Origin of the sequence: Desulfovibrio piger ATCC 29098 (genome assembly GCF_000156375.1) — a bacterium.
GTDB classification, from domain to species: domain Bacteria; phylum Desulfobacterota; class Desulfovibrionia; order Desulfovibrionales; family Desulfovibrionaceae; genus Desulfovibrio; species Desulfovibrio piger.
In genome coordinates this window covers 462,317-485,300 of record NZ_DS996359.1, presented here as the reverse complement: position 1 = coordinate 485,300, position 22,984 = coordinate 462,317, and the positions used below count along the sequence as shown (strand labels likewise).

Genomic DNA, 22,984 nt, shown 5'->3' with positions numbered 1-22,984 from the left:
GGCCCTGGCCGGTGCCCTGCACAAGCTGGGCGTGGCCAGCGGACAGATCCCCATGCAGAACGGCAACCCCAGCACCGAACAGATGTTCATCGTCTCGCCGCTGTTCGGCTTTGGCGGCGGCAGCATGGCCAACCTGTTCAGCACGCACCCGCCGCTGGAAGAACGCATCGCCCGTCTGCAGGAGATGAGCCGCCAGGCCCGCTAACGGCCTTCCCCACGCCCTTCGGCATACGAACCTTTTGACAAAAAAGCGGGCTTGGTGTGTAGTCAGTCATGACGCCACCTGCCCGCTTTTGTCGTGCCCGGGGGCGAATCTGATGCCGGTACGCCCGGCAGGAGAATGACATGAAACGTTTCCCCGTGATCCTTGCCCCCGCCCTGCTTGGGTCCCTTCTGATGCTGGGCGGCTGTGCCACCACAGGCCCCAGTACGGCCCCCCTGCCGCCCGACCGTGACTGCCAGGAAGTCTACACCGTGGCTCCCGGCAATTACATCATCGACATCGCGGGCGGCTCCATGGTCGTCCTCGACCCGGCCGTACAGGACTTTCCCCTGTTCTGCTCGCCCGAAGAAGCCCGTGCCGGCCTGAAGACCGCCATGGACAATGGCGCCCTGCCCGCCGGGGACTGGCGCATCTACCGCCTCAACGGCACCCTGCAGGAGATCGGCCAGCAGCCCGAGCCCGGCCATTACAGCCTGGCCCGCATGGCCCGCCTGGTGGACTGGGTGAGCAAGGCGGAGACCGATACGGAACAGAAATAAGCCCGTTACGGCCCCGTGCCGGAAAAGGCGAAAGCCTCTCCGCGTGACGCATGCGGAGATGTCCGGCCGTGCGGCCCCGTGAGGGGTATCCCCCGTCCTTTAGAGCCATAAAAAGAGCTCCATCCTGTTGCGGATGGAGCTCTTTTCGTATGCTTCGGCCTTTCTTCTCCCGCACGCGCAGCCCTTGCCGGGCGTATGGAGCAAGACGGGAACGGGGCTTTGAAAGACGGCTACTTCCAGAGGCACACAGGAGCACTGCGGAACGGGATGCGCCGGTACGAGACCGCAGGCGTCCCCACCATGAGCGCCGCATAAAGTTTGTGCCCTTCCGGCAAATCCAACCCCGCAGGCGAACCGTGGGCGCAGGCCTCCAGCAACATCCCGGCCCAGCAGGAGCCCAGGCCCAGCGAAGGCAGGATGAGTTCAAGATACGCTGCCGCCGTGGCACAGTCCGTCTCGGAAAGGATGCGCTCCGGCGCATGGATGAGGATGAGGCAGGACGCGCCGCGGAAAAGCGTGTCGTTGCCGTTGCGCACGTTCCGCGTATGCCCGGCATACAGGCCGTGCGCTTCCATGAGTTCCACCGTATCCTGCAACAGGGCCTCTACCTGGGGACGCCCGTGCAGGATGGTGTAGCCCACTTCCCGGGCATTGTGGGCTGTCGGCGCATAGGCCGCCACGTCCAGGGCACTGCGGAGCAGGGCCTTGTCCGGGGCTTCCGGCCTGAAATTCCTGATGGCCCGCCGCGCCTTGAGCCAACGGCCTGCCGCAGCGGCGGACAGAGGGGCCCCCGTCTCCTCCAGCTGTCCCGCACTCATGCCATCCAGCCGGATGGCCCCCTCGGGACAGACGGCGATGCAGTGGCCGCAATGGACGCAGCTGTCCTGACGGGACGGCTCGATATACGGGACACCAGACTCCGGCAAGCGGATCAGGCCGCACACGCAACCGGAAGCGCAGCAGCCGCAGTGACGGCACAGGGAGATATCGACAGCGAACGACATGGGGATTCCTTTTTTGAAAAACGGTGACGATGGCCGGACCGGCATGCTGCGCTCCCCGCGTCATGCACGCCCGTCCGGGCCTTTCCTCAGCAGCACTCGACGTGCAGGCGCCCTTTCCCGGGCAACAGGGCAAAACTGCCCACGTATCTGCAACAGAGCCCTTCCGCGGCGATAAAGGGGACCTCCCCGACGGCACACGGCAGGTCCCGGGATCCGGGCCGGACATCGATGCCCGGCCCGAGTATCTTCGTGACGTGACGGTCGCCGCCGCGCGTATATTCCTTCAGCCGGATACAGGCCTCCGGCGCCTCCGGCCGCAGCAGCCCGGCCAGCTTCCCAGGCACGGCAGGATCGGCTTTGACTGTGAACACGGGCCTACACGATCTCCGTTTCCAGCCCCTGGGCCGCAAAACGTTCCAGGGCAACGTGGAGTCCGGCGGGACTGAATTCGCGCACGTCCGGCACAGGACGGGACAGGGCCCGATACTTGCCGCTCCCGAAGGAGTGGCAGGGCAGCACGTCCACATGACGCACACCGTATTCCCCAAGCAGGGCCGCCACGGCGGCGATGTTTTCCTCGCCATCGTTCAGGCCGGGCATCAGGGGGATACGGATACGGATCTTTTCCGGGCAGGCCGCCAGAGCCGTGCGCAGGTTGCGCAGGATAAGACCGTTGCCCACGCCGGTAAGGCGCTTGTGCGCTTCGCTGTCCATCTGCTTGATGTCGAACAGGAACAGGTCCGCCTTGCGGAGCAGCGCCTGGAAGAACACGGGATCCGTCTGGCCGCAGGTATCGATGCAGACATGCAGGGCCTCGTCCTGGCAGGCATCCACCAAAGCCATGAGGAAATCCGGCTGCATGGTGCACTCACCGCCGCTGAAGGTCACGCCGCCGCCGGAATTGCCGAAGAAAGAGGCATCCTTGCGGACGACGCGCATGACCTCCTCGACCTCGTACTCCCGCCCGGACAGGCTGCTGGCCGAGGTGGGGCACTGGGCGGCGCACTGGCCGCAGCCCGTGCAGCGCGAAAGGTCGCGCCCGATGACCTGATCCTTTTCCGTAACGGCCCCGTACCGGCAGACCTGGCTGCAACGACCGCAGCCGGAACACAGGTCAGAAAAAAACATGAGCTGGGGCGCCGGGGCCTGCGATTCGGGATTGCTGCACCACAGGCAGCGCAGAGGACAGCCCTTGAAAAAAACGGTGGTCCGCAGTCCGGGGCCGTCATGCACGGACATGCGCTGGATGTTGTAGAGGGTTCCTCGTGGAGCCATGGCTACCTCGCCCGACCGGACAGACCTGTCCGCGAAAAACGTGGAAAGCCGGACGGATGCGGGCATCCGTCCGGCCTATCAAAGACTATTTGTATTCGGTACGCTTGATGATCTCGTCCTGCACGCCGCCGTCCAGACGGGTGAAGTAGGCGGAGAAACCGGCCACGCGGACCACCAACTCCTTGTGGTTCTGCGGATGTTCCTTGGCGTCCACCAGGGTCTCACGCGAGACGCAGTTGAACTGGATGTGGCTGCCGCCCCAGTCGAAGTAGGTCTTGATGAGGTCGATCAGGTTACGCGCCCCCCGGGCACCTTCCAGCGCCGACGGCAGGAACTTCATGTTGAAGTGGTTGGACACATACCAGGTGGTGTCCACGGCCTGGGCCGCGGATTTGATGAGCGCCGTGGGACCTTCGGTATCCGTGCCGGGCATGGCGGAAACGCTGCCGTCAGTGAAGGCCACGCCCTTCTTGCGGCCGTTGGGGAAGGCATTCATGATGGAGCCGTACAGATTGTGGAAGGACAGGGAATAGGCATCCAGATAGCAGTTCTTGCCGAAATAGTTGGGGCCGCATTCCGTATAGATGTCCTTGAAGTCGTCGAACAGGCGCTGCACATAGGCATCGCTTTCCGGATCGTCATTGCCGTACTTGGGCACATCGAGGCACATCTTCTGCATGTCTTCGTAGCCCACCCAGTTGGCTTCCAGGGCTTCCCGCAGCCGGGCGATGGTAAAGAGCTTCTTGTCGAACACCAGCTCCTTGATGGCGTGCAGGGCGTTGCCGGCATCCACCACGGTGGACAGGATGGCCATGCCTTGCGGGTACTTGTGGCCGCCGGCCTCTTCCGTCATGCCGGTCTCGATGCAGCCGTCGTGCAGGGCCGAACGGAAGATGCTGGGCACGATCTTTTCGTGTGCCGCCGTGGACAGGTTGGAGTGGCGGCGCTGCACCAGCATGCCCGCCTTGATCTGCCGGCGGACGGCCTCGTACAGCTCTTCGTAGGTCGTGAAGTCATTGGCCTCGCCCGTCTTGGGGCCCAGCTGTTTCTTGGTGGTGGGATCCCAGCCATCGTACAGGGCCAGTTCCACGAACTTGGCGGCGCAGATGGCGTCCTCACCGGCGATGTACGAACCGGCCTCGGCCACACCGCTGGCCACGCAACCGAAGTTGGCCACGTTGCGGGCCTCCTCGATGGTCACGCCGTCAGGGCCGAAATGCAGCAGGTTGCGCGCCACACCGATGGCCGTATTCATGAACTGGGGCTGGCCACAGCCCGTGCGCACCACGTCCACGGCCTTCATCAGATAGGCCTGGTCCATCATGGGCGTGTACCACAGGGCCAGCGTGGGCTGGATGTTCTGCATGCGGGCCTGCACTTCCATGATGACCATCTCGTAGTCGTTGCTGGCGTCCTTGCCGTCGGGCGTCAGGCCGCCCAGACCGATGGTCTGGCCGGTATGGCCGGAAAGGGCCTTCTGGTGGGCCATGCCGGAATAGGTGCCCAGTTCCGTATGACGGATGAAGAGGAAGCAGGTCAGCTTGTTGGCCTCGTCACGGGTGATGCGGCCTTCTTCGATGTCCTTCTTGTAGAAGGGATACATGAACTGGCCGAAGCGGCCCGGCGAGTTGGCGCAGCCCATCTGTTCGATCTCCACCAGCAGGTGCGCGAACCAGTAGGACTGGATGGCTTCACGGAAGTTGCGGGCGGGGTTTTCCGGCACCCAGCGGCAAATGGCCGCCGTCTCCAGCAGTTCGGCTTTCTTCTTGGGGTCCGTTTCGGCAGCGGCGGTCTCTTCGCACAGATCGGCGTAGCGGTGCGCCCACTTGATGAAGGCTTCCAGGACGATCTTGATGCCCTGCAGGAAGGCCAGCTTGCGATAGTCGCCGCTTTCATGCTTGAGCGCGGCCATGCTCCGCTCCACGTCCGCCAGCACACCGCGCGCGCCCTTGGTCAGGATCATGTTGTAATTGGCGCACCCGGAGCCCAGCGAGACGTTCATGACGTCATAGAGCATGCCGGAATTGATGTAGGGCCGGGGATCCACGCCATACAGGCTCTTGTAGTTGGCGTCGGCGGTATCGCGGACGGTATGGCCCTTCCACTGCTTGTAGACGCCCATCATCAGTTCCTTGGTATCATCAGGGATGACAATCTCGCCCAGGGAGCAGATCTTGGCCATATCCATCTCGTCCTTGATCCAGTCGCAGCTCCACTCGGGATAAGCGTACAGACCGCAGCGGATACTGGTCAGCGTGCCCACCACGGGGTTCTCATCAAGGAAAAGTTTCTTGGTCAGCAGCAGGCGCTCCAGCAGTTTCGCACGGATCAGCACCGGCTCTTCCCCGAGGTTCTCCTCATAGACGGCCTTGAGCACGCTCAGGCGTTCGGGGTCCATCTGCTGGTTGGTATCGGTGACGATGCCCTTGCAAAGGCGGATACGGTCATCGGCCGTGGCCCAGTCCACGGCATAGGTACCGTGACCGGCTTTTTCTGCGGCGATACTGGCTTCTGTCCGTTGGGGGATGAACATGTCTGGCTCCTTGTGGAAATATGAGCAAAGGGAATGTGTCCACTCCCACCAGCAGGAACCGTGCCAGAATCAAAAATAAAAAATATTTTTATCTCAGCATATTAACAAACAGTCCCTCCTCGATTTCCCGCCATATGTCTCTTTTTGGAGACTTTACTGTCAACAAAAAAAGACATATTTCTCCTAAAAGAGACAACCGTCTTTGCCTGCGTACCGTGCCGGACGTTCCCCGCCGGTGCGCATCCTCCACAGCAGAAGGAGCCGGATATCATGTCCCATGAAGACTTCCTGCGATCCATCGACGTGAACATCGCCACGCTGGAGCCCCTGCATTCGGGCATCGCCATCTTCAACGACCAGGCCAGACTGGTGTTCGCCAATACGGCCTATAAAAAGATGTACCACCTGGACGACAGCTGTCTGGGCCTCGATGCCACCGCCTTTTTCATCACGGCGCGGCAGGGCATCCTGGAAGTGCTGAAAACGGGCAAGGCCAATTCCTGCGCTTCGGTGACCGTCAACGGCCTGTACGGCGTCACCTACCGCTGGCCCCTTTTCGACCGGCAAGGGCGCATCGCCGGCTGCATGACGGAAAATATCTCCGTCTCGCCCCGCAAGAACAAGATCCACGAGATGCAGCACATCCTCGGCGAGCTGGAAGCCTATGACGGCTATTCCACGCTCATCTGCCCGCAGCAAAGCACGGAGCCCGTGACGTTCGACACCATCGTGGGAGAAAGCTCCGCCATGCGCATGCTCAAGGAAAAGGGCAGGCGCTTTGCCCAGCATGACGAACCCATCCTGATCCTTGGCGAGAACGGCACGGGCAAGGACATGGTCGCGCAGGCCATCCATGCCGCCAGTTCGCGCAGCTCTGGGAATTTCGTCACGGTCAATTGCGCGGCCATCCCGCATGAACTCATGGAATCCGAGCTCTTCGGCTATGAGGCGGGGGCGTTCACGGGGGCTAGGGCCTCGGGCAAGAAAGGGCTGTTCGAACTGGCGGAAGGCGGGACCCTCTTTCTGGACGAGATAGGCGAGATGCCCTTCCCGCTCCAGGCAAAATTGCTGCGCGTGCTGGAAAACCACGAGATCCAAAAGCTGGGCAGCGGCACGCCACGCCATGTGGATTTCCGCCTGGTATCCGCCACCAACCGCAATCTCGAACAGATGGTCCGGCAGGGACAGTTCCGGGAAGACCTTTATTACCGGCTCAACCTCTTCGACCTGGTCGTGCCGCCGCTGCGCGAGCGCCTGGCCGATATCCCCCTGCTGGCCTACGCCATCATCACCAGTCTCCTGGGGCCGGAACGCGGCCATGCCATCCGCATCCACAAGGACGTCCTTTCCGTCTGCAGCGCGCATCCGTGGCGAGGCAACGTCCGGGAATTGCGCAACATCCTGACCTATGCGCTCTACTCCATGCAGGCTTCCGAGACCGTCCTGGGCCTGCACCATCTGCCGGAGCGTTTTTTCCACAAGGAGACCCGCGACCTGCTGCACGGTGCCCTGCGGCAGACCGGGACGGCAGAAGAAGCAGCTCCCGGCGCACCGGCGCAAGCCTCCGAGCGGCTGGCGGACAACAGACGGGCCACGGAATACCGCACCATCACCGAAGCCCTGGAGAGGTGCGGCGGCAACAAGGCCAAGGCCGCCCAATTGCTGGGCATCTCGCGCAGCTATCTTTACAAGAAGCTCGCCGCGCTCCATATCGCCTGCCAGAAGCATGGTTCATGACGTCCTTGAGGAGAACGTCGCCTTCCCTCCGTCTCCTGATGCGGACGGCATTTTCACATTTCCAAGACCAAAGAGCGCCTCTCCCCTCAGGGAAAGGCGCTCTTGCTGCTCATTGGGCCACTCCGGCCCATAATAAAAGTTTTTGGAAGGATATGGGGGAGCGTGAGGGGGGAGAAGGAAACCTTTTTCCAAAAAGGTTTCCTTCTCCCCCTCACAAAACATCCTTATTGCGGCAGCGGACAAGGCGTCAGGAAGAACGCGCGCTCCTCCTGTACCAGCGAGACGATCTCTCGCAGGCCCGCCAGTGTGGGCTGGCCCTTGTTGGCGGTCAGCAGGCCTTGCAGCTTCCTGACCAGGGCCGCGCGGGCCTCGCAGTCTTCCAGCCCCAGCATCCCCTTCTTGCCGAGGATCTCCAGGGCCTTGCCGTGCCGGGTGGCCAGGCCGGTGTGCACCTGATAGAGCGGCTCCAGCGTGTCGCTTTCCGCGGCGGCCAGCACCATGACCGAGGCCATGTACAGGCGCTCCAGATAAAGGCCGTACAGATGCGCGCCCAGCAGGCGCAGCAGCTGGTCGTCCTGGCGGGCGGCCTCCAGCAGGCGGGAAAGCTCCTGCTGGCGGAAGCGCGCCAGGATGTTCGCGGATTCCTGACTGTGTGGGGCCTTGCGGATGCGGGCCATATCCTTGCCGCTCAGCGTGGGCAGGGGCTTGCCCACCAGCTGCTGGAGCAGCTCGTTCTTCTTGGCAGCGTCGGACACGTCACCGAAATAGAAGGCATACATCCTGTCGGCGGCCAGCATGCCGCTGAGCACGGCCAGCTGGTCCTGACTGCCGTCCACGGGGCACATCTCGCCCGTGATGGTCAGATCGGGCTGGTAGATGAAACCGGCCTTTTTGAGCAGACCGATATCCTGGATGCTGTTCACGATGGCATCGCTGTCCAGCAGGGGGGCCAGCTCATCCACCACATGGGCACGGGCCGGCAGGGCGGACAGGCAGAACACCAGCAGGAGCAGCAGACGATACAGCAGCGCGGCCGCCGGCCTCCGGCCCGAAAGACCGGAGGCGACGACCGCGCCGGGCACGACGCCCACCGCTCCGCGCCCGGAAGCGCAGAGCATGGGGGGCGTGGCAACGGCGGACATCTTCATGACGTTGTTCCTTATTCCTCGTTGAGGGCTTCGCTGAAGCGCTGACGCAGGGCCTGCATCTTGGCCTTGGCGTCCAGCAGCTGTTCGGCACGGGCGCGTTCGCGTTCCACCACCTGGGCGGGAGCGCGGCTCACGAAACTTTCGTTGTGCAGCTTGCTCTGCACGCCCACCAGATCCTTTTCCAGTTTGGCCATTTCCTTGTCCAGACGGGCCAGCTCGCCGGCCAGGTCCACGGCGCCCTTGAGGGGCACGATGACCTGGCAGCCGCCCACCACGGAAGAGGCGGACGCCTTGGGAGCGTGCAGGTCGGCACCGATCTGCAGGTCTTCCAGACGGGCCAGGGTGGTCATCATCTGGCGGCAGCTTTCCAGCAGGGAGGCCTGGGCCTCGTCCACAGGATGCAGCATCAGGCTCACCTTGTGGCTGGGGCTGATGTTCAGCTCGGCCTTGATGGTGCGCACGGCCACGATGATGCCCTGCACCAGTTCCATGCGGGCGGCCTCGGCTTCATGCAGGCAGCCGGGACGGGCCGCGGGATAGAGCTCCAGGGCGATGTCCGTGGGCTGCTCGCCGGCGGGCACGGGCAGGGCGTGCCAGATCTCGGCCGTGACGAAGGGGATGATGGGATGCAGCAGGAGCAGCAGCTCGCGCAGCACCACCCACAGCACATACTGGGCCACGGGCTTGCGGGCCTCGTCCTGCATGTCGGGCTTGATGAGCTCCAGATACCAGTCGCAGAACTCGTTCCACAGGAACTTGTAGCCCAGCTGGGCGGCGTCGTTGAAGCGGTATTCTTCCAGCGCCTTGTCCATGTCCTGCTTGACCTGCTCCAGACGATGCAGGATCCACTGGTGGTGCAGGCCTTCCACGCTTTCCAGGGCCACCGGGGCGGGCGCGGTCTCGGGCAGGTTCATGAGGGCGAAGCGGGCGGCGTTCCACAGCTTGTTGACGAAGTGGCGGTAGCCTTCGATGCGGGCTTCGGACAGGCGGATGTCGCGGCCCATGGCGGCAAAGGCCGTCAGGGTGAAGCGCAGGGAGTCGCAGCCGTACTTGTCGATCATCTCCAGCGGGTCGATGACGTTGCCCGTGGACTTGGACATCTTGCGGCCGGTCTCGTCACGCACCAGGGCGTGCAGGTACACGTCGTGGAAGGGCACCTGGCCCATGAAGTGCTGGCCCATCATCATCATGCGGGCCACCCAGAAGAAGATGATGTCGAAACCGGTCACCAGCACGCTGGTGGGGTACCAGGTGGCCAGATCCTTGGTCTGCTCGGGCCAGCCCATGGTGGAGAAGGGCCACAGGGCCGAGGAGAACCAGGTATCCAGCACGTCCTCGTCCTGCTTCAGGTCGGTGCAGCCGCACTTGGGGCAGGAGCTGGGGTCGTGCTCGGCCACGATGAGCTCGCCGCACTGCGCGCAGGTCCAGGCGGGGATGCGATGGCCCCACCAGATCTGGCGGCTGATGCACCAGTCGCGGATGTTGTCCAGCCAGTGATAATAGGTCTTGGCCCAGGATTCCGGCAGGATGCGGGTCAGTTCGGGCACGGCCTTGCGGGCGGCGGGGGCCATCTTGGTGGTGGCCACGAACCACTGCGTGGACACGTGCGGTTCCACCACGGTGTGGCAGCGGTAGCAGTGGCCCACGGAGTTGTCCAGGTCTTCCACGGCCAGCAGGTCGCCGGCGGCTTCGATGTCGGCCACGATCTTCGTGCGGCAGTCTTCCTTCTTCAGACCGGCGTAGGGGCCGGATTCGGCCTTCATGATGCCGTCTTCGTCGATGACCTGCAGGAACTCCAGATCGTGCTTCTTGCCCAGGGCCCAGTCGTTGTGGTCGTGGCAGGGCGTCACCTTGAGGGCGCCGGTACCGAACTCGCGGTCCACGTAGCTGTCGGCGATGATGGGGATCTCGCGGCCCAGCACGGGCACGATGGCCGTCTTGCCCACCAGGTGCTGGTAGCGCTCGTCCTCGGGATGCACGCAGATGGCGGTGTCGCCGGGGATGGTCTCGGGACGGGTGGTGGCGATGGTGATGCTGCCGGAGCCGTCGGCCAGATGGTAACGGATCTTCCACAGCTTGCCCTTGTGGGCCTCGTGTTCCACTTCGTCATCGGCCAGGGCCGTATGGCAGCGCGAGCACCAGTTGATGATGTAGTCGCCCTTGTAGATCAGGCCTTCGTTGTAGAGCTGCACGAAGACCTTGCGCACGGCGGCGGACAGGCCTTCGTCCATGGTGAAGCGCAGGCGCGTCCAGTCCACGGAGGCGCCCAGGGCGCGGATCTGGTTGAGGATGCGGTGACCGTAGTCCTCGCGCCACTGCCACACGCGCTCGATGAAGGCTTCGCGGCCCAGGTCCTGACGGGTCTTGCCTTCCTTGGCCAGAGCGCGTTCCACCACGTTCTGGGTGGCGATACCGGCGTGGTCGGTGCCGGGCACCCACAGCACGTTCTTGCCCTTCTGGCGGGCATGACGGCACAGCACGTCGATGAGGGTCTGGTTCAGGGCATGCCCGATGTGCAGGGCGCCGGTAACGTTCGGCGGCGGGATCACGATGGAAAAGGGTTCGCCCTGGGCATCCGGGTCGGGCGTGAAGGTCCTGTTGTCCTGCCAGTGGTCGCGCCAGCGCGCTTCCACGTCATGGGGCTCGTAGCCCTTGGGGAGGGTATCCGCCATCTTGCTTTCTCCATGAAAGGCGGCCATAGTAAGCTGTTATGTGTGCCGCCAACCCTGTATGTATTCTCTGGGACGCGTCCCATATCTGGGGCCTTATGGTCTGGCGCGCCCTGTGCGCGCTGGGACTGCCCTGTCGTCTGGTCAAGGGACAAGACATAGCCAATGGCGCGCTTTTTCGCAAGCCATGCCCGCAGGGCACGCCCGACAAGGCACAGGGAGCCGCCCCGCTCCTGCTGGTCCCCGGCGGCAACGCCCGGCTCAAGGCCCGGGCCCTGGGCGAGAAGGGACGCCAGGCCGTGCGCGACTATCTGGCCGAAGGCGGCCGTTACCTGGGCTTTTGCGGCGGCGCCGGGCTGGCCCTGAGCCAGCACCGCAGCCAGGACGGGCTGGGGCTCTGCCCCTGGGGCCGTGCGCCCTATCCCGAGCGTCTGCACCATCTCATCTCCGGTCATGCCCACATGCGCGTGCGCTCCTGCATGGCGCGCGATCTGCCCGCCGTGCGGCCGGACTTTCCCAAAGCTTGTCTGGACGGGGCCGCCCCCGATCCGCTGCGCCCGCCGCTGGGCGACGAGGCCTGCGCCCTGGTGCCACCGCACTGGCGCGGCTGCGCCCACGGCCATGATGACGACTGCCGCCATTGCAGCAACTGCCGCCCGCCCCGGGAAGACGGCCATGTGCCGTCCCTGCCTGTCTGGTGGCCCGGCCGCTTCGCCCCGGAAGCCGACGAACGGGTCAGCATCCTGGCCTCCTACCGCCAGCCGGACACGGACTTCTGGCTGGCCGACCTGCCCCTGAGCCGCATCCCGGCCCCCGTCTTCGAAGCCTGGAAAGATCTGTACGGGGTCAACGTCTCGGCGGACTTCCTCGACGGCCAGCCCCTGATGGTGGCGGGCAATTACGGCCGGGGCCGCTACGTCCTCAGCTACTCCCATCTGGAGACCCCGGACAGCCCCGATGCCAACGCCTGGCTGGCCCATCTGCTGCGCGCGCTGGCCGGTCTTGCGCCGCAGCGCGAGCTGGTGCCCGCCTGGGACCTGCACCGCAAGGCCGCCTTCCGCTGGCCCGAAACGCCGCAGACAGCGCCCCTGCGTACCCTGCTGCACGGCATGCGCGCCCTGCTGGATCTGGGCGTGGAACACAACCTCTTCTTCGAGCGCACCCCCTGGCTCTGGGGCTGGCGCCCCGGCCTGCCCGGCGCGGTCTGCAACAACCTGTATTCGTCCCTGCGCGTGCTCTGCGGCCTGCGGCCCGGCCCGGACACCCTGACCGCCTGGGACAGCATGCGCGCCCGCTTCGCCGCCCTCACGGACATCTTCCTGCCCGGCGCCGAAGGCTATCTGCTGGCCTGCCGCCTGCGCGAGACGCTCTCCCCCACCATGCCCGACGCCGTGGACCGTCGCGGCCTCACCAACCAGCGCGAGGCCCTGTTCGGCCATCCCATGACCGGGGGCGGCATCGTGGGCGAACTGCTGGAGATGACCGACGAGCTGCTCTACCGCGGCCAGCAGGAAGATGCCTGCGCCGCGCTGGACGACTGATCCCGCGAGGCCCGCCTGAAAAACAAGGCCCGCTCCCGAACGCCCCGCCTCTCCTGGCCGCATCCCGTCTTTACGGACGCCCTACTAGGTACGGTCAGCTGTCGAATGTTCCACAGGAACGCCTTAAAAAGAGAGCACATGTCCGCACGACGTACACGCCGGACAAGACCCGCCTGCATGAAGGGCCCGCCGTTCGCGATCCGCGCCATTGCGGCATCCCTTGCCGCCGGGGCCATCGCCGTCACTGGGGGACGCCCAGCCGGAACGGCAGTCTCCGCCCCGCCATCTTGCGATACTATCCGCGCTCCTGCTGGGGGGCCTGCGCTCCGCCGGGCGCATCGACCGCTCCGGCTCTTTCCCCGCTGACGGCATACAGATAGCCGGCGAAAAAGGTGAACACCAGGGCATTCATGAGGCCTGTGGAAATGAATGCCCCCAGCATCCCCAGGAAAACACAGGCCATGGCGTACACATACCAGTCCCGATTCCGAGCAGCAAAACGGACACTCCGCCAGAGCAGCATACCGCACAGCCCCAGGAACAGGAGCAGACCAGGGACGCCGAACTCCGCGAGCAGGACGGAATATTCATTCAGCGGTGGTACGCGACGCAGTTCGTCTTCCCCGGCCTGCCGGGCGAAACCACGCAGCTCGCTGCCCCGCTCCAGGCTGCATGCATCCAGCGGCTGCCAGTAGAATCCCCGCAAATAAAATCCCGTTCCCAGCACGCGGGACAGGCCGGCGGCCATATCCAGCCGGGTACAGACATAGCGTATGCCCAAAGAGCCGTTCCTCTCCAGTGCCCCTTCCAGCTTGGGACACTGGGGCGAAAGACCGGCATGACTGTCTTCCAAAAAATGCAGAATGGAATCCGTTTCCTGAGCCACTGCCCCGAAGCGTTCGAATTTGGGCTGCAGGATTGTCCAGCATCCGGCGCCGGCCAAAAGAAGCAGCACGCAGGACAGGACGAAGACCTTGCGGCTGTAGCGACGCCAGATGGTCAGATACCAGGGGATGCCAGCCATGACACAAACCAGTGCAAAAGCGACTGCGCCGGTAAGGACCTTACTTTGCCACATGATGAGTCCCCACCCCGCGACCCCCAACAGCCACAGACGATTGCCCGCACACTTCGCCAGCAGCAGGCCAAGCACCGGCAAAAGGCCAAACGCCATGTGCGATGGTTCCGCGAACAGCCCCCTGACCCTGTCGGTAAAATATGGTGGCGGCCACCAGCCATGACCGATGCACTCCATGCGGAACCAGGGATTGATGCTGACCAGAAAGTCCTTGATCCCCGTAGCACCGTGATTAGCCAAAATCTCCAGAATGATATGGGCAAAATTGGACAGACCGAGCACCAGCAGGGCCGCCTGGAAAAGGTGCTTCCCGCATCGGACCGGCAGACAGGAGAACATCACGGCCCACCAGAGAAGGAAACAGAAGGGCACGATGAACCAGCGGGCCAGACCCAGCCAGACAGCGGGAGCGATGCCGTGCGGCACCTCACGGAGGCCCAGCCAGGTCGAAAGGACGCTGCAACCGATCAAGGCCGCCCACAGGAGCAGTAGCCACCGGTGTTCCCGCATATGGCCATACCATCGGCCGGAAATCAGGAACAGGAGCATGCCCGCACATGCCAGAGGATACATGGGACGGGGCGGCATGAAGGGTACTTCATACCAGGGGAAGACGTCGAACGACAGCAGGGCCAGGCTCAAAAAGGCACACGCCATGGATCCCCACAGGCACAGACGGGAGAATCGATCCATCAAGAGATTCCTTGTTCGGGAAAAAGGTCGGGAGACGGGCCCGGGAAACGGCAGCCTGCGGACAGACAGCATGGAAGGACCACCAGCCCGAAAAGAGGAATGATCTCTATCCTATAGTTCGGCACCTTTCCTGACAAGCACTACAGACAGCCCGCTCCCTGCAGCAGGAAGATGAACAGCATCAGGCTGACCATGCTGGCGGCATTGCTCAGCACGGCGGTCAGGGCCGCCTCTTCGGGCACGGCGCTGTAGACCTCGGCCAGCACCGAGGCCACCAGGGCCGTGCCGGTGGCGGACATGAGCACGCCCACGCCCAGCCAGAGCGGCGGCAGGCCCGCCAGACGCATGATGCCCCAACAGATCAGGGGATGGATGCCCAGCTTGCACAGCAGGAGCCAGACCTGCCGGATCACCGTATGCCCGCCGTTGCGGCGCAGGGCCAGCACCAGCTTCTGGCGCAGGTCGAAGCCCAGGGCCAGCAGCATGCAGGGCGCGGCCGTGCTGCCGATAAGCGCCGCGGCGTGATCCAGCGGCTGCCACAGCCCCAGCCCCGAGCAGGCCAGCCCAAGGCCCACCAGTGTGGCCAGCAGCAGGGGATTGCCCAGCAGGAACAGGCGCAGCAGCTTCCAGATACGCCCCCGGCCATCGCCCCAGGCCGCGGAACCCGCCAGACAGTCCATACGGATCTGGGCCATGATGACCACCACATTGGGCGTCAGGGCAGCCAGACCGGCCACGACCATGGCTTCGTGATCGCCCGGCAGCAGGCCGGCCACGATGGGCAGCCCCACGAAGGCCGTATTGCTGGCGCTGCACGCCAGACCGGAGATGATGGCCGGGCCCGTGCCCCGCCGGGAAAAGAGCCTGTCCACGACATAGCCCAGCAGATAGCACAGCATCTGCGCCCCGATGACGCCCAGCCAGAAGCCGCCGTGGGCCAGATCCAGACGGCTCGCGCCGGACAGGATATGCAGCATGAGCACGGGCAGGGCCAGCTTGAGCACATACAGGCCCATGGCCGCACCGGTGTTCTCGGGCAGCACGTCGGTCATGTGGACCGCGGCGCCCACGGCTATGAGCAAAAAGACGGGAAGAACGGCATAGAACGCTTCCATACGACACCTCCATAGGGACCGTAGTGTGGCTCTCCCGGAGGATGTCGCTTGCGGTGAGGGGAAAGATGCGCCTCTTTCATCCGCTTGTCCAGAAAATTGTTTGTTCAATCAAACAGGATTTAACTCATTGAAAAAGCCCGGTATCGACCGGGCTTTGTGTTGTCGGACAGGATATGCCGAAGGCCTTTCGGCGCCTTGCCCGCAGGCTGGACCGGCGGGAGGCGAAAGGCCCCTCTGCCCCTGCCGCCAGGGCACGGCAGGGAGCCATACCGGACGCATCAGATATGGCCCAGCAGACGCATCATCCAGATGAAGAAGCTCAGCGAGAACAGGCTCAGGCCGTTGGAGACCAGGGCCGTCAGGGTCGCTTCTTCCGGCCCGGCATGATGCACGTCGGCCAGCACGGGGACCACCAGGGCCGAGCCGGAAGCGGCCATGATGACCGAAACCGCCAGCCACAGGCCTTCCACACCCAGCGCGGCCAGGATGGCCCAGCACACCAGGGGCTGCACCACCAGCTTGCAGACCTGCAGGGCCGTCTGGCGCAGCAGGGCATGGCGGCCCGCATGCCGCAGGACCACGGCCAGCCGCTCCCGCAGGGTCAGGCCCAGGGTCACGAGCATGCAGGGCGCGGCCGTATGGCCCACCAGCTCGGCGGCCCTGTTCAGCGGATCCCACAGGCCCAGCCCCAGGGCCGAGACCAGCACACCGCCCGCCATGCCCCAGAACACGGCATTGTACAGCAGCGAATAGCGCAGCACATGCAGCAGCACGGCCTTGCGCCCCTGCGGCATGGAGCGGGAAGGATCATGCGCAGCCAGCTGCACCTGCCCCACCACGAACAGCAGGTTGGGCGTGATGGTGAACAGGCCGGCCACGAACAGGGCCTCGGCATTGCCCGGCAGGGCGCTGGTGATGACGGGGATGCCCACGAAGGCGGCATTGCAGAAACAGCCGCCCAGGGCCGTCACGGTGGCCGTCGCGCTGTTATGGCGGGCCAGGATGCGGTCGGCCGCATAGCAGGCCCCGTAGATGAGGAACTGCGCGGCGATGACGCCCAGCCAGAACTGCGGATGCGCAAAGCTCTCCAAAGGCGCGGTGGCCATGATCTGGAACAGCAGCAGCGGCAGGGCCACGTTGAGGACATAGAGGCTCATGGTCTGATGGGCGTTCTCGGGCAGGGCCCGGAAGATGTCCAGGCAAACGCCCAGACCGATGAGCAGGAACACGGGAACAACGGCGGAAAATGCTTCGATCATGCCCTTGCTTATGCTTCTCCCGGACGGATGTCCAGAAGCGCGGGCTGCGACCGGACCCCGCAAAAAAGGCCCGGAACAGCACGGGAACCCGTCGGGAAAGCGGCCATGCCGCCCTCCGGACAGGCCTTGCCTCCGTGCTGCCGGGCCATCTTTTCAGTACACCTGGGGCACAGGCGCCGGACCTGTCCTAGGCCTGGCCGCCATGCGCATGGCAGTCGCAGGCGGCGTCCAGGGCCCCGCACTGGCGGCAGTGGGCCACCAGGGGCTCGAAGGTCTCGCTGTCCGGGAAATAGGCCAGCAGGGAGCCCTGCGACATGTCGAAATACCAGGCATGCAGCGACAGTTTGTGGGCGGCCACACGCTCCTGTATCCAGGGATAGGAGAGCAGGTTGTCGATGGAGACGAGGATGGCGGCCTCTTCGCAGTGGCGCTGCCGGTCGGCCGGGGTCTCGTCGCGCACATCATCGCGCATCCGCTCCAGGGCGGGCGCGGCCATGGAGACCCAGTTGGCCACGAAGCTCTCGTCATGTAGCGATTCGGGGTTCAGCAGGGCCTGGATGCCGCCGCAGCCGGAATGGCCCAGCACGATGATGTGTTCCACCTTGAGGTGATGCACCCCGTATTCCAGCACGGCCAGCACGGCATCCCGGCGCAGGGCGTCGTCGGCATGGGGCACGAGGTTGGCCACGTTGCGCACCACGAAGATGTCGCCCGGGTCGCAGCCCATGAGCAGGGCCGGATCGGCGCGGGAATCGCTGCAGGCGATGACGATGGCCTTGGGGTGCTGTCCCTTGTTCAGAGAGGTGTAGTAGTCGTTCTCCGCATCGAAGTAGAAGCGGCGGAAGTTCCTGAAACCGTCGATGAATTTCTCAAAGTCTTTCATTGTTCCCTCAGGGATGGCGCCCGCCCGTGCGGCGTACGGGGCCGCCGGACGGAAGAGACGAAAAGAGCCCCGGATGGACCGGGGCTCTCGGATAGCGTCAAAGACAGGGGCTACTGGGCCTTGGCTTCGGCCGGAGCGGCCTTTTCGGCGGCGGGCTTTTCAGCAGCGGGAGCGGGCTTTTCAGCGGGCTTCTCGGCAGCCTTGGCGTCCTGGGCGGCCTTGGCGGGAGCTTCGGCGGCAGGGGCTTCAGCCGCGGCGGGAGCTTCGGGCTGGGGGTTGCTCACGGACACGAAGTTGACCTTCTGCTTGTTCATTTCGTCCAGCAGGGCATTGGTCACGTCCAGGGCGGGGTCATAGGCCACGGCCACGTCCGTGCCCAGCACCACGCTCAGGCCGTTGGCCTTGCGGTAGTTGTTCACCAGACGCTGGGTCAGGTCCAGCAGCTGGCTGACCACGTTCTGCTGTTCGGCGTTGATGCGCTGCTGGCCACCCATGTAGATGGCCTGCAGTTCACGCTGCAGGTTTTCGTTCTCGGGGTCTTTGCCCAGGCGGGCCTGCACGTCGTCGATCTGCTGCTGGATCTCTTTCTGCATGCCTTCCAGGAAGCGGCTGGCTTCCTTGCCGGGTTCGCTGTCACGCAGCAGGCGGTTCATATCGACCACGCCGACCTTGACGGCGGGTTCCTGGGTCTGCTGGCAGCCGCTGACGGCGAGACAGAGGACGAGCAGGGAAAGGACGAGGAAACGAATACGCATGGGGAGTTCTCCTTGGATCATCCGCAGATGTGCGGTTTCAGTCTGAATGGCCTGCTTGTACGATGTTTTGTTCCGGGACTCAATACTTTTCCGCCGTCCCGCTCCGGCATGCCGTCCGGGACGGGACCTCGTGCAAGACGGCACGCGCATTGACAAAGGATGCGATATTGTTATTCTGGACGTTGTCCTTAATTTTATAAGATCTTCAGGGCGGACCTGCCGCCAAGCGAGAATTTTCGTGTCATACCACTCCCTGCGCACCCCGCGCGAAGCCATCACCGAGATCGTCAGACACGCGCCGCCCGAAGTGCGTCCTGCCATCATCGCCCTTATCCGGGCCGCCTATCGCTCCCTGAAGCGCGGCTATCAGCCCGATGTGCGGGCCGTGCCCCTGCGCAGCTGGCGCTCGCTGCTCCAGCTGCTCTCCTCCGTCGCCGCCATGCAGAGCGAGACGGAGACCCTGTTGCGTGTCTCCAACGACCTGCTCTCCATGGCCGACCATATGGCGCCCCCCGGGGAAGTGCTGCGCCAGAGCGCCGAGATCCTGGTCCATGCCCTGCATGCCGACCTTTACGTCTGCCGTCTGCGCAACCCCCAGGGCGAGTGGGTGGTACAGGCCGCCGCGCGTCGTGACGGCGGCGGCATCCCCATGGTGGTCCCCGCCCTGGAAGAGGGCATCCGCAACCATCCCGTCATGCGCACGGTCAAGGAAGGCTCGGCACGGCATGTGGTGTCCAACAACCTGCGGGGCATCGAACGCGGCGGCGAGTCCTTCGACTGCGTGGTCTACAAGGCGGGCTACCGTTCCCGTCTGGCCTTCGTGCTGCGCGAGCGCAACGACAGGCCGCCCTTCGGCCTGGTGCTGCTCTACACCCAGCGGGAATACGGCTTCGAGATGTACGACGCCCACTTCCTGTCCAAATGCGCCCGCATCGTGTCCCTGACCACGGGCCGCCGCCTGGCCGTGGCCCGCGACACGCTGGAAAAAGCCGCCGGTGCCATGGCCCACTACGGCAACAACGCCCTGAACATCATGCGCAACCAGGCCGAATACTGCGGCGAGCTGGTGGAAGACATCGACAACAACCTTTCCCGTGCCCTGCGTCTTTCCCGCGAACTGCGCGCGGAGTTCCACGAGGATTCGCGCGGCCAGCGTCTGGCCCTGGAACTGGAAAAGATCCTGGCCCGCGCCGACCTGACGGAACTGGCCGGGCACCTGGGCGGCGTGCTGGAAGGCACCCGCCGCATGACCCGCATCATCGGCTCCCTGAAAAAATCCGCGGAGCGTCCCTCGCTCATGCGCTACGCATTGGGGCAGGACGTCCTCAAGCTGGAAGACGACTCCCACGACTAGGCCGGGGCAGGCCGATCCCCCGCAATGCCGCCGTCCCCTGCCAGGACGGCGGAACCATACGCCGCACGGCGCATGCCGCCGGGATCCCCCTGCCCCTTTCCTGTCACGATGCCGCCCGCCCTGCCGGGGACATGCGCCGATCTTCCAGGCTCCGTGTCCTGCCGGGCGTCGCCCTTCCGGCCCGTCACCTCCAATGCCACGGAGCGCCGCCATGAATGCCGCCCGCCTCTTCCCCTTCCTGAACGAACTGCGCCACTACAGCCTGCGCGATTTCCGCGCCGACTTCGTCGCCGCGCTCACAGTCACCCCCATGGCCGTCCCCCAGGCCATGGCCTATGCCCTCATCGCCGGTGTGCATCCGCAATACGGCATCTATGCCTGCATGCTGCCGGTCATCGTGGCCGCCCTCTGGGGCTCGGCCCGCTATCTGGCCGCCGGGCCCACCAACGCCATCTCCATGGTGCTGTTCACCACCATGAGCACGGTCAGCATCGGCGGCATCACCGTGGCCAGCCTGCCCGAAGAGGCCCGCATGCCCTACATCTTCGGCATCGCCCTGCTCTGCGGCCTCATCCAGGTGGGCATGGGCCTTGCCCGTCTGGGCGAGCTGGCCAATTTCATCTCCCATTCGGTCATGGTGGCCTTCTCCGCCGGTGCGGCCCTGCTCATCGCGTCGGGCCAGCTCAAGACCGCGCTGGGCCTGCCCTCCTCCCAGGCGCAGGGCTTCTTCCCCCAGATCGATCACGTCATCCACAATTTCAGCCGGCTCAACATTTGGTGCCTGCTGGTCTCCGGGGGCACCATCCTGCTGATCCTGCTTTTCAAGCGCATCTCGCGCCGCTTCCCGGCCACCCTGGCGGCCCTGGTCATCATCTCCGCCGTCTCGGCCCTGCTGGGGCTCCATGAGCAGGGCGTGCGCCTGGTGGGCGCCATCCCCAGCGTGGTCCCGCCCCTCTCCCTGCCCCCGGCCTTCGACATGGCCTCCATCCGCGACCTGTTCATGCCCGCACTGGCCATCGCCCTGCTGGGCGCCGTGGAATCCCTGGCCATCGGCAAGCAGCTGGCGGGCATCCGCGGCGACCGCTTCGACGGCAGCCAGGAACTCATCGGCCAGGGCCTCGGCAACATCGCCGCGGGCCTCACCTCCGGCATCCCCGGCTGCGGCTCCTTCACCCGCAGCGCCCTGGTGGTCACCAGCGGAGGGCGCAGCCGCATGGGCACGGTCTTTTCGGGCCTGCTGGCCCTGCCCATGCTCTTCGTCATGGCACCGCTGGTCAGCTGGTTGCCCATGCCCGCCCTGGCGGGCGTGCTGCTGCTCATCTCGGTGAACATGATCGACATCCCGGCCATCCGTCTTTGCCTGCGGGCCACACGCATCGACCGCTGGGTGCTGCTCATCACCTTTGCGTCCACCCTGCTCCTCGATCTGGAGCGGGCCGTGTTCATCGGCGTGCTGCTTTCCCTGACCCTTTTCATCTACAAGGCCGCCCATCCCCGGGTGCGCCGCCTGCGGGCCACGGACCCGCTCATGCGCTACGCCCCGGACCACATGCCCGAGGGCCTGGTGGTCTACGTCATCGAAGGCACGCTCTTCTTCGGTGCCATCCATGAGCTGGAGCGCCAGCTCTACGAAGAGGACGACACGCCGCCCCGGCTGGTGGTCCTGCACCTGACCCGCGTGTTCTGGCTGGATGCCTCCGGCGCCCACGCCCTTGAGCAGTTCCTCGAACGCTGCTATGCCCGCAGCGTGCCGGTGGTGCTGGTGGTGGGCAGCCGCAACGTGCGCGACATCCTTGGCCGCACGGGCGTCATCGACTGCCTGAGCGACGGCTTCGTGGCCGATACCCTGGGCGACGGCCTGCGCATCGGCGTGGACATGCTGGACAGGCACATCCGCTGCCACACCGGCTGTCCCGAGGAATCCTGCCCCGATCCGGCCCGTGCCCCGGCCGCTGCTCCCCGCAGCGTGGACCAGCTGGCGCAACAGCGCCTGCAACAGATACGCCCCGAAGACCCCGCGTCTTCCCCTACGGAACATCGATGATGCACAAAGCGTTTTTCCTGCCGGAATCCCCGGCCAATCCCGACAGCCTCCCCTTCGACCGGGAGCATCCCTGGCTGGCGCCGCTGGCCGGCTACAGCGACTTGCCCTTCCGCCTGCTCTGCCGCCGGTACGGCGCGGCGGTCTGCGTGACCGAGATGGTCAGTGCCAAGGGCCTTGTCTACCGCAGCCCCGGCACCGGTGAGCTCTTGCAGAGCCTGCCCGAAGACCAGCCCCTGGTGGTCCAGCTTTTCGGCGCCGAGGCCTCCTTCCTGCAACGGTCCGTGGAGATGCTCCGCGACGTGGGCTACGGCTGGTTCGACCTCAATATGGGCTGCTCGGTGGCCAAGGTCCTCAAGCAGGGGGCCGGGGCCGCCATGCTGGGCGATGTGCCCAACGCCCTGGAAGTGGCCCGCGCCATGCTCCGGGCCGCCGGTCCCGGACGGGTGGGCTTCAAGATCCGTCTGGGCCTGGACAGCCGGCGGCATGTCTGGCGCGACCTTTCCCTGCGCCTCCAGGATCTGGGCGCGGGCTGGATCACCCTGCACCCGCGTACGGCACGCCAGGGCTTCGGCGGCGAGGCCGCCCACGAAGTGCTGGCCGAGCTCAAGCAGGCCCTGGACATCCCCCTCATCGCCAGCGGCGACCTGTTCAGCGCCCGGGACGGCCTGCGCGTGCTGGACCAGACCGGCGTGGATACGGTCATGTACGCCCGGGGCGCCATGCACGGCCCGGCCATCTTCGATGATCACCTCCGCCTTTGCCGGGGCGAGGAGCCCCAGTCTCCCACACCGGCCGCCCTGCGGGCCATGGTCCTGCGCCATATGGAACTGGCTCAGGAGCTCTGCCCCGGTCGCGCCGCCCTCTGGAAGATGCGCAGCGTGGTGCCCCGCTATGTGCGCAGCCTGCCCGGCGTCAAGGCCCTGCGCCTCGAGCTCTGCCGCTGCACCTCTTGGGAAGGCCTGCACGAACTGATGGACCGCTTCCTGCCGGAATAGACGGCAAGATCTGTTGAGGGGGAAGGGGACTTTTTCCAGCGGAAAAAAGTCCCCTTCCCCCTCAAGCTCCCCCATCCTTCAAAAACCGCTCACAGCGTCCCGCGCTCCGCACAGGACGCTTGGCAGGGAATTCCGGTTT

16 protein-coding genes and 1 pseudogene are annotated in these 22,984 nt (G+C 65.0%); 7 read left to right on the top strand and 10 right to left on the bottom strand.

Annotated elements, in window-relative coordinates:
• Positions 1–205, top strand: a pseudogene (locus DESPIG_RS08730) (protease HtpX); the annotation flags it as partial.
• Positions 206–345: 140 nt separating this feature from the next.
• The gene (locus DESPIG_RS08725; RefSeq protein ID WP_006007635.1) at positions 346–762 is read left to right on the top strand and encodes a DVU_2496 family lipoprotein; all 417 of its coding nucleotides are present in this window, start codon (positions 346–348) and stop codon (positions 760–762) included.
• Between the two features lie 230 nt (positions 763–992).
• On the opposite strand, the gene DESPIG_RS08720 is transcribed toward DESPIG_RS08725, so the two are convergent.
• From DESPIG_RS08720 to DESPIG_RS08705, 3 genes are all read right to left on the bottom strand, one after another.
• Complete coding sequence (locus DESPIG_RS08720) at positions 993–1,766, bottom strand: nitroreductase family protein (protein ID WP_006007631.1); 774 nt, start codon at positions 1,764–1,766, stop codon at positions 993–995.
• 375 nt (positions 1,767–2,141) lie between these two features.
• Positions 2,142–3,041, bottom strand: a complete 900-nt coding sequence (locus tag DESPIG_RS08710) for a glycyl-radical enzyme activating protein (protein ID WP_040369761.1) — start codon at positions 3,039–3,041, stop codon at positions 2,142–2,144.
• Positions 3,042–3,126: 85 nt separating this feature from the next.
• On the bottom strand, positions 3,127–5,574 hold the full coding sequence (locus DESPIG_RS08705; protein WP_006007625.1) for a pyruvate formate lyase family protein: 2,448 nt from the start codon (positions 5,572–5,574) through the stop codon (positions 3,127–3,129).
• Positions 5,575–5,844: 270 nt separating this feature from the next.
• Here DESPIG_RS08705 and DESPIG_RS08700 point away from each other — a divergent pair, with 270 nt between their 5' ends.
• A complete protein-coding gene (locus DESPIG_RS08700) occupies positions 5,845–7,311 on the top strand; it encodes a sigma-54 interaction domain-containing protein (RefSeq protein ID WP_006007621.1) in 1,467 nt (488 codons plus the stop codon).
• A 224-nt stretch (positions 7,312–7,535) separates the two neighbouring features.
• On the opposite strand, the gene DESPIG_RS08695 is transcribed toward DESPIG_RS08700, so the two are convergent.
• Together DESPIG_RS08695 and DESPIG_RS08690 are read right to left on the bottom strand one after the other, a co-directional pair.
• Positions 7,536–8,459, bottom strand: coding sequence for a hypothetical protein (locus DESPIG_RS08695; RefSeq protein WP_006007617.1), 924 nt, complete (start codon positions 8,457–8,459; stop codon positions 7,536–7,538).
• A gap of 11 nt (positions 8,460–8,470) precedes the next feature.
• Positions 8,471–11,131, bottom strand: coding sequence for a valine--tRNA ligase (locus DESPIG_RS08690; protein WP_040369759.1), 2,661 nt, complete (start codon positions 11,129–11,131; stop codon positions 8,471–8,473).
• 95 nt (positions 11,132–11,226) lie between these two features.
• Between DESPIG_RS08690 and DESPIG_RS08685 the strand changes: the two genes are divergently transcribed.
• Positions 11,227–12,669 (top strand): BPL-N domain-containing protein, encoded by a 1,443-nt coding sequence (locus DESPIG_RS08685; protein ID WP_006007612.1) that lies wholly within the window; start codon positions 11,227–11,229, stop codon positions 12,667–12,669.
• 295 nt (positions 12,670–12,964) lie between these two features.
• Here the strand turns inward: DESPIG_RS08685 and DESPIG_RS08680 are convergent, their stop codons facing one another.
• The 5 genes from DESPIG_RS08680 to DESPIG_RS08660 all read right to left on the bottom strand — a co-directional run bounded on the left by DESPIG_RS08680 (position 12,965) and on the right by DESPIG_RS08660 (position 18,452).
• A complete protein-coding gene (locus tag DESPIG_RS08680; RefSeq protein ID WP_040369756.1) occupies positions 12,965–14,440 on the bottom strand; it encodes a hypothetical protein in 1,476 nt (491 codons plus the stop codon).
• Between the two features lie 140 nt (positions 14,441–14,580).
• Positions 14,581–15,555, bottom strand: a complete 975-nt coding sequence (locus DESPIG_RS08675; protein WP_006007607.1) for an AEC family transporter — start codon at positions 15,553–15,555, stop codon at positions 14,581–14,583.
• A gap of 278 nt (positions 15,556–15,833) precedes the next feature.
• Positions 15,834–16,814, bottom strand: coding sequence for an AEC family transporter (locus DESPIG_RS08670; RefSeq protein ID WP_006007604.1), 981 nt, complete (start codon positions 16,812–16,814; stop codon positions 15,834–15,836).
• A 187-nt stretch (positions 16,815–17,001) separates the two neighbouring features.
• The gene (locus DESPIG_RS08665) at positions 17,002–17,697 is read right to left on the bottom strand and encodes a carbonic anhydrase (RefSeq protein WP_006007600.1); all 696 of its coding nucleotides are present in this window, start codon (positions 17,695–17,697) and stop codon (positions 17,002–17,004) included.
• Positions 17,698–17,807: 110 nt separating this feature from the next.
• Complete coding sequence (locus DESPIG_RS08660; protein WP_050760303.1) at positions 17,808–18,452, bottom strand: OmpH/Skp family outer membrane protein; 645 nt, start codon at positions 18,450–18,452, stop codon at positions 17,808–17,810.
• A 238-nt stretch (positions 18,453–18,690) separates the two neighbouring features.
• Here DESPIG_RS08660 and DESPIG_RS08655 point away from each other — a divergent pair, with 238 nt between their 5' ends.
• From DESPIG_RS08655 to DESPIG_RS08645, 3 genes are all read left to right on the top strand, one after another.
• The gene (locus tag DESPIG_RS08655; protein ID WP_040369755.1) at positions 18,691–19,806 is read left to right on the top strand and encodes a hypothetical protein; all 1,116 of its coding nucleotides are present in this window, start codon (positions 18,691–18,693) and stop codon (positions 19,804–19,806) included.
• Positions 19,807–20,017: 211 nt separating this feature from the next.
• The gene (locus DESPIG_RS08650; protein ID WP_147589007.1) at positions 20,018–21,850 is read left to right on the top strand and encodes a SulP family inorganic anion transporter; all 1,833 of its coding nucleotides are present in this window, start codon (positions 20,018–20,020) and stop codon (positions 21,848–21,850) included.
• Positions 21,847–22,845 (top strand): tRNA dihydrouridine synthase, encoded by a 999-nt coding sequence (locus DESPIG_RS08645; protein ID WP_006007591.1) that lies wholly within the window; start codon positions 21,847–21,849, stop codon positions 22,843–22,845. Before DESPIG_RS08650 ends, DESPIG_RS08645 begins: the two co-directional genes overlap by 4 nt.
• Positions 22,846–22,984: the final 139 nt, after the last annotated feature.

What these genes read in the sequence shown, in the direction of transcription:
- DESPIG_RS08725 (WP_006007635.1), top strand. Translation starts at nt 346, where the DNA reads ATGAAACGTTTCCCCGTGATCCTTGCCCCCGCCCTGCTTGGGTCCCTT.
- DESPIG_RS08720 (WP_006007631.1), bottom strand. Translation starts at nt 1,766, where the DNA reads ATGTCGTTCGCTGTCGATATCTCCCTGTGCCGTCACTGCGGCTGCTGC.
- DESPIG_RS08710 (WP_040369761.1), bottom strand. Translation starts at nt 3,041, where the DNA reads ATGGCTCCACGAGGAACCCTCTACAACATCCAGCGCATGTCCGTGCAT.
- DESPIG_RS08705 (WP_006007625.1), bottom strand. Translation starts at nt 5,574, where the DNA reads ATGTTCATCCCCCAACGGACAGAAGCCAGTATCGCCGCAGAAAAAGCC.
- DESPIG_RS08700 (WP_006007621.1), top strand. Translation starts at nt 5,845, where the DNA reads ATGTCCCATGAAGACTTCCTGCGATCCATCGACGTGAACATCGCCACG.
- DESPIG_RS08695 (WP_006007617.1), bottom strand. Translation starts at nt 8,459, where the DNA reads ATGAAGATGTCCGCCGTTGCCACGCCCCCCATGCTCTGCGCTTCCGGG.
- DESPIG_RS08690 (WP_040369759.1), bottom strand. Translation starts at nt 11,131, where the DNA reads ATGGCGGATACCCTCCCCAAGGGCTACGAGCCCCATGACGTGGAAGCG.
- DESPIG_RS08685 (WP_006007612.1), top strand. Translation starts at nt 11,227, where the DNA reads ATGGTCTGGCGCGCCCTGTGCGCGCTGGGACTGCCCTGTCGTCTGGTC.
- DESPIG_RS08680 (WP_040369756.1), bottom strand. Translation starts at nt 14,440, where the DNA reads ATGGATCGATTCTCCCGTCTGTGCCTGTGGGGATCCATGGCGTGTGCC.
- DESPIG_RS08675 (WP_006007607.1), bottom strand. Translation starts at nt 15,555, where the DNA reads ATGGAAGCGTTCTATGCCGTTCTTCCCGTCTTTTTGCTCATAGCCGTG.
- DESPIG_RS08670 (WP_006007604.1), bottom strand. Translation starts at nt 16,814, where the DNA reads ATGATCGAAGCATTTTCCGCCGTTGTTCCCGTGTTCCTGCTCATCGGT.
- DESPIG_RS08665 (WP_006007600.1), bottom strand. Translation starts at nt 17,697, where the DNA reads ATGAAAGACTTTGAGAAATTCATCGACGGTTTCAGGAACTTCCGCCGC.
- DESPIG_RS08660 (WP_050760303.1), bottom strand. Translation starts at nt 18,452, where the DNA reads ATGCGTATTCGTTTCCTCGTCCTTTCCCTGCTCGTCCTCTGTCTCGCC.
- DESPIG_RS08650 (WP_147589007.1), top strand. Translation starts at nt 20,018, where the DNA reads ATGAATGCCGCCCGCCTCTTCCCCTTCCTGAACGAACTGCGCCACTAC.
- DESPIG_RS08645 (WP_006007591.1), top strand. Translation starts at nt 21,847, where the DNA reads ATGATGCACAAAGCGTTTTTCCTGCCGGAATCCCCGGCCAATCCCGAC.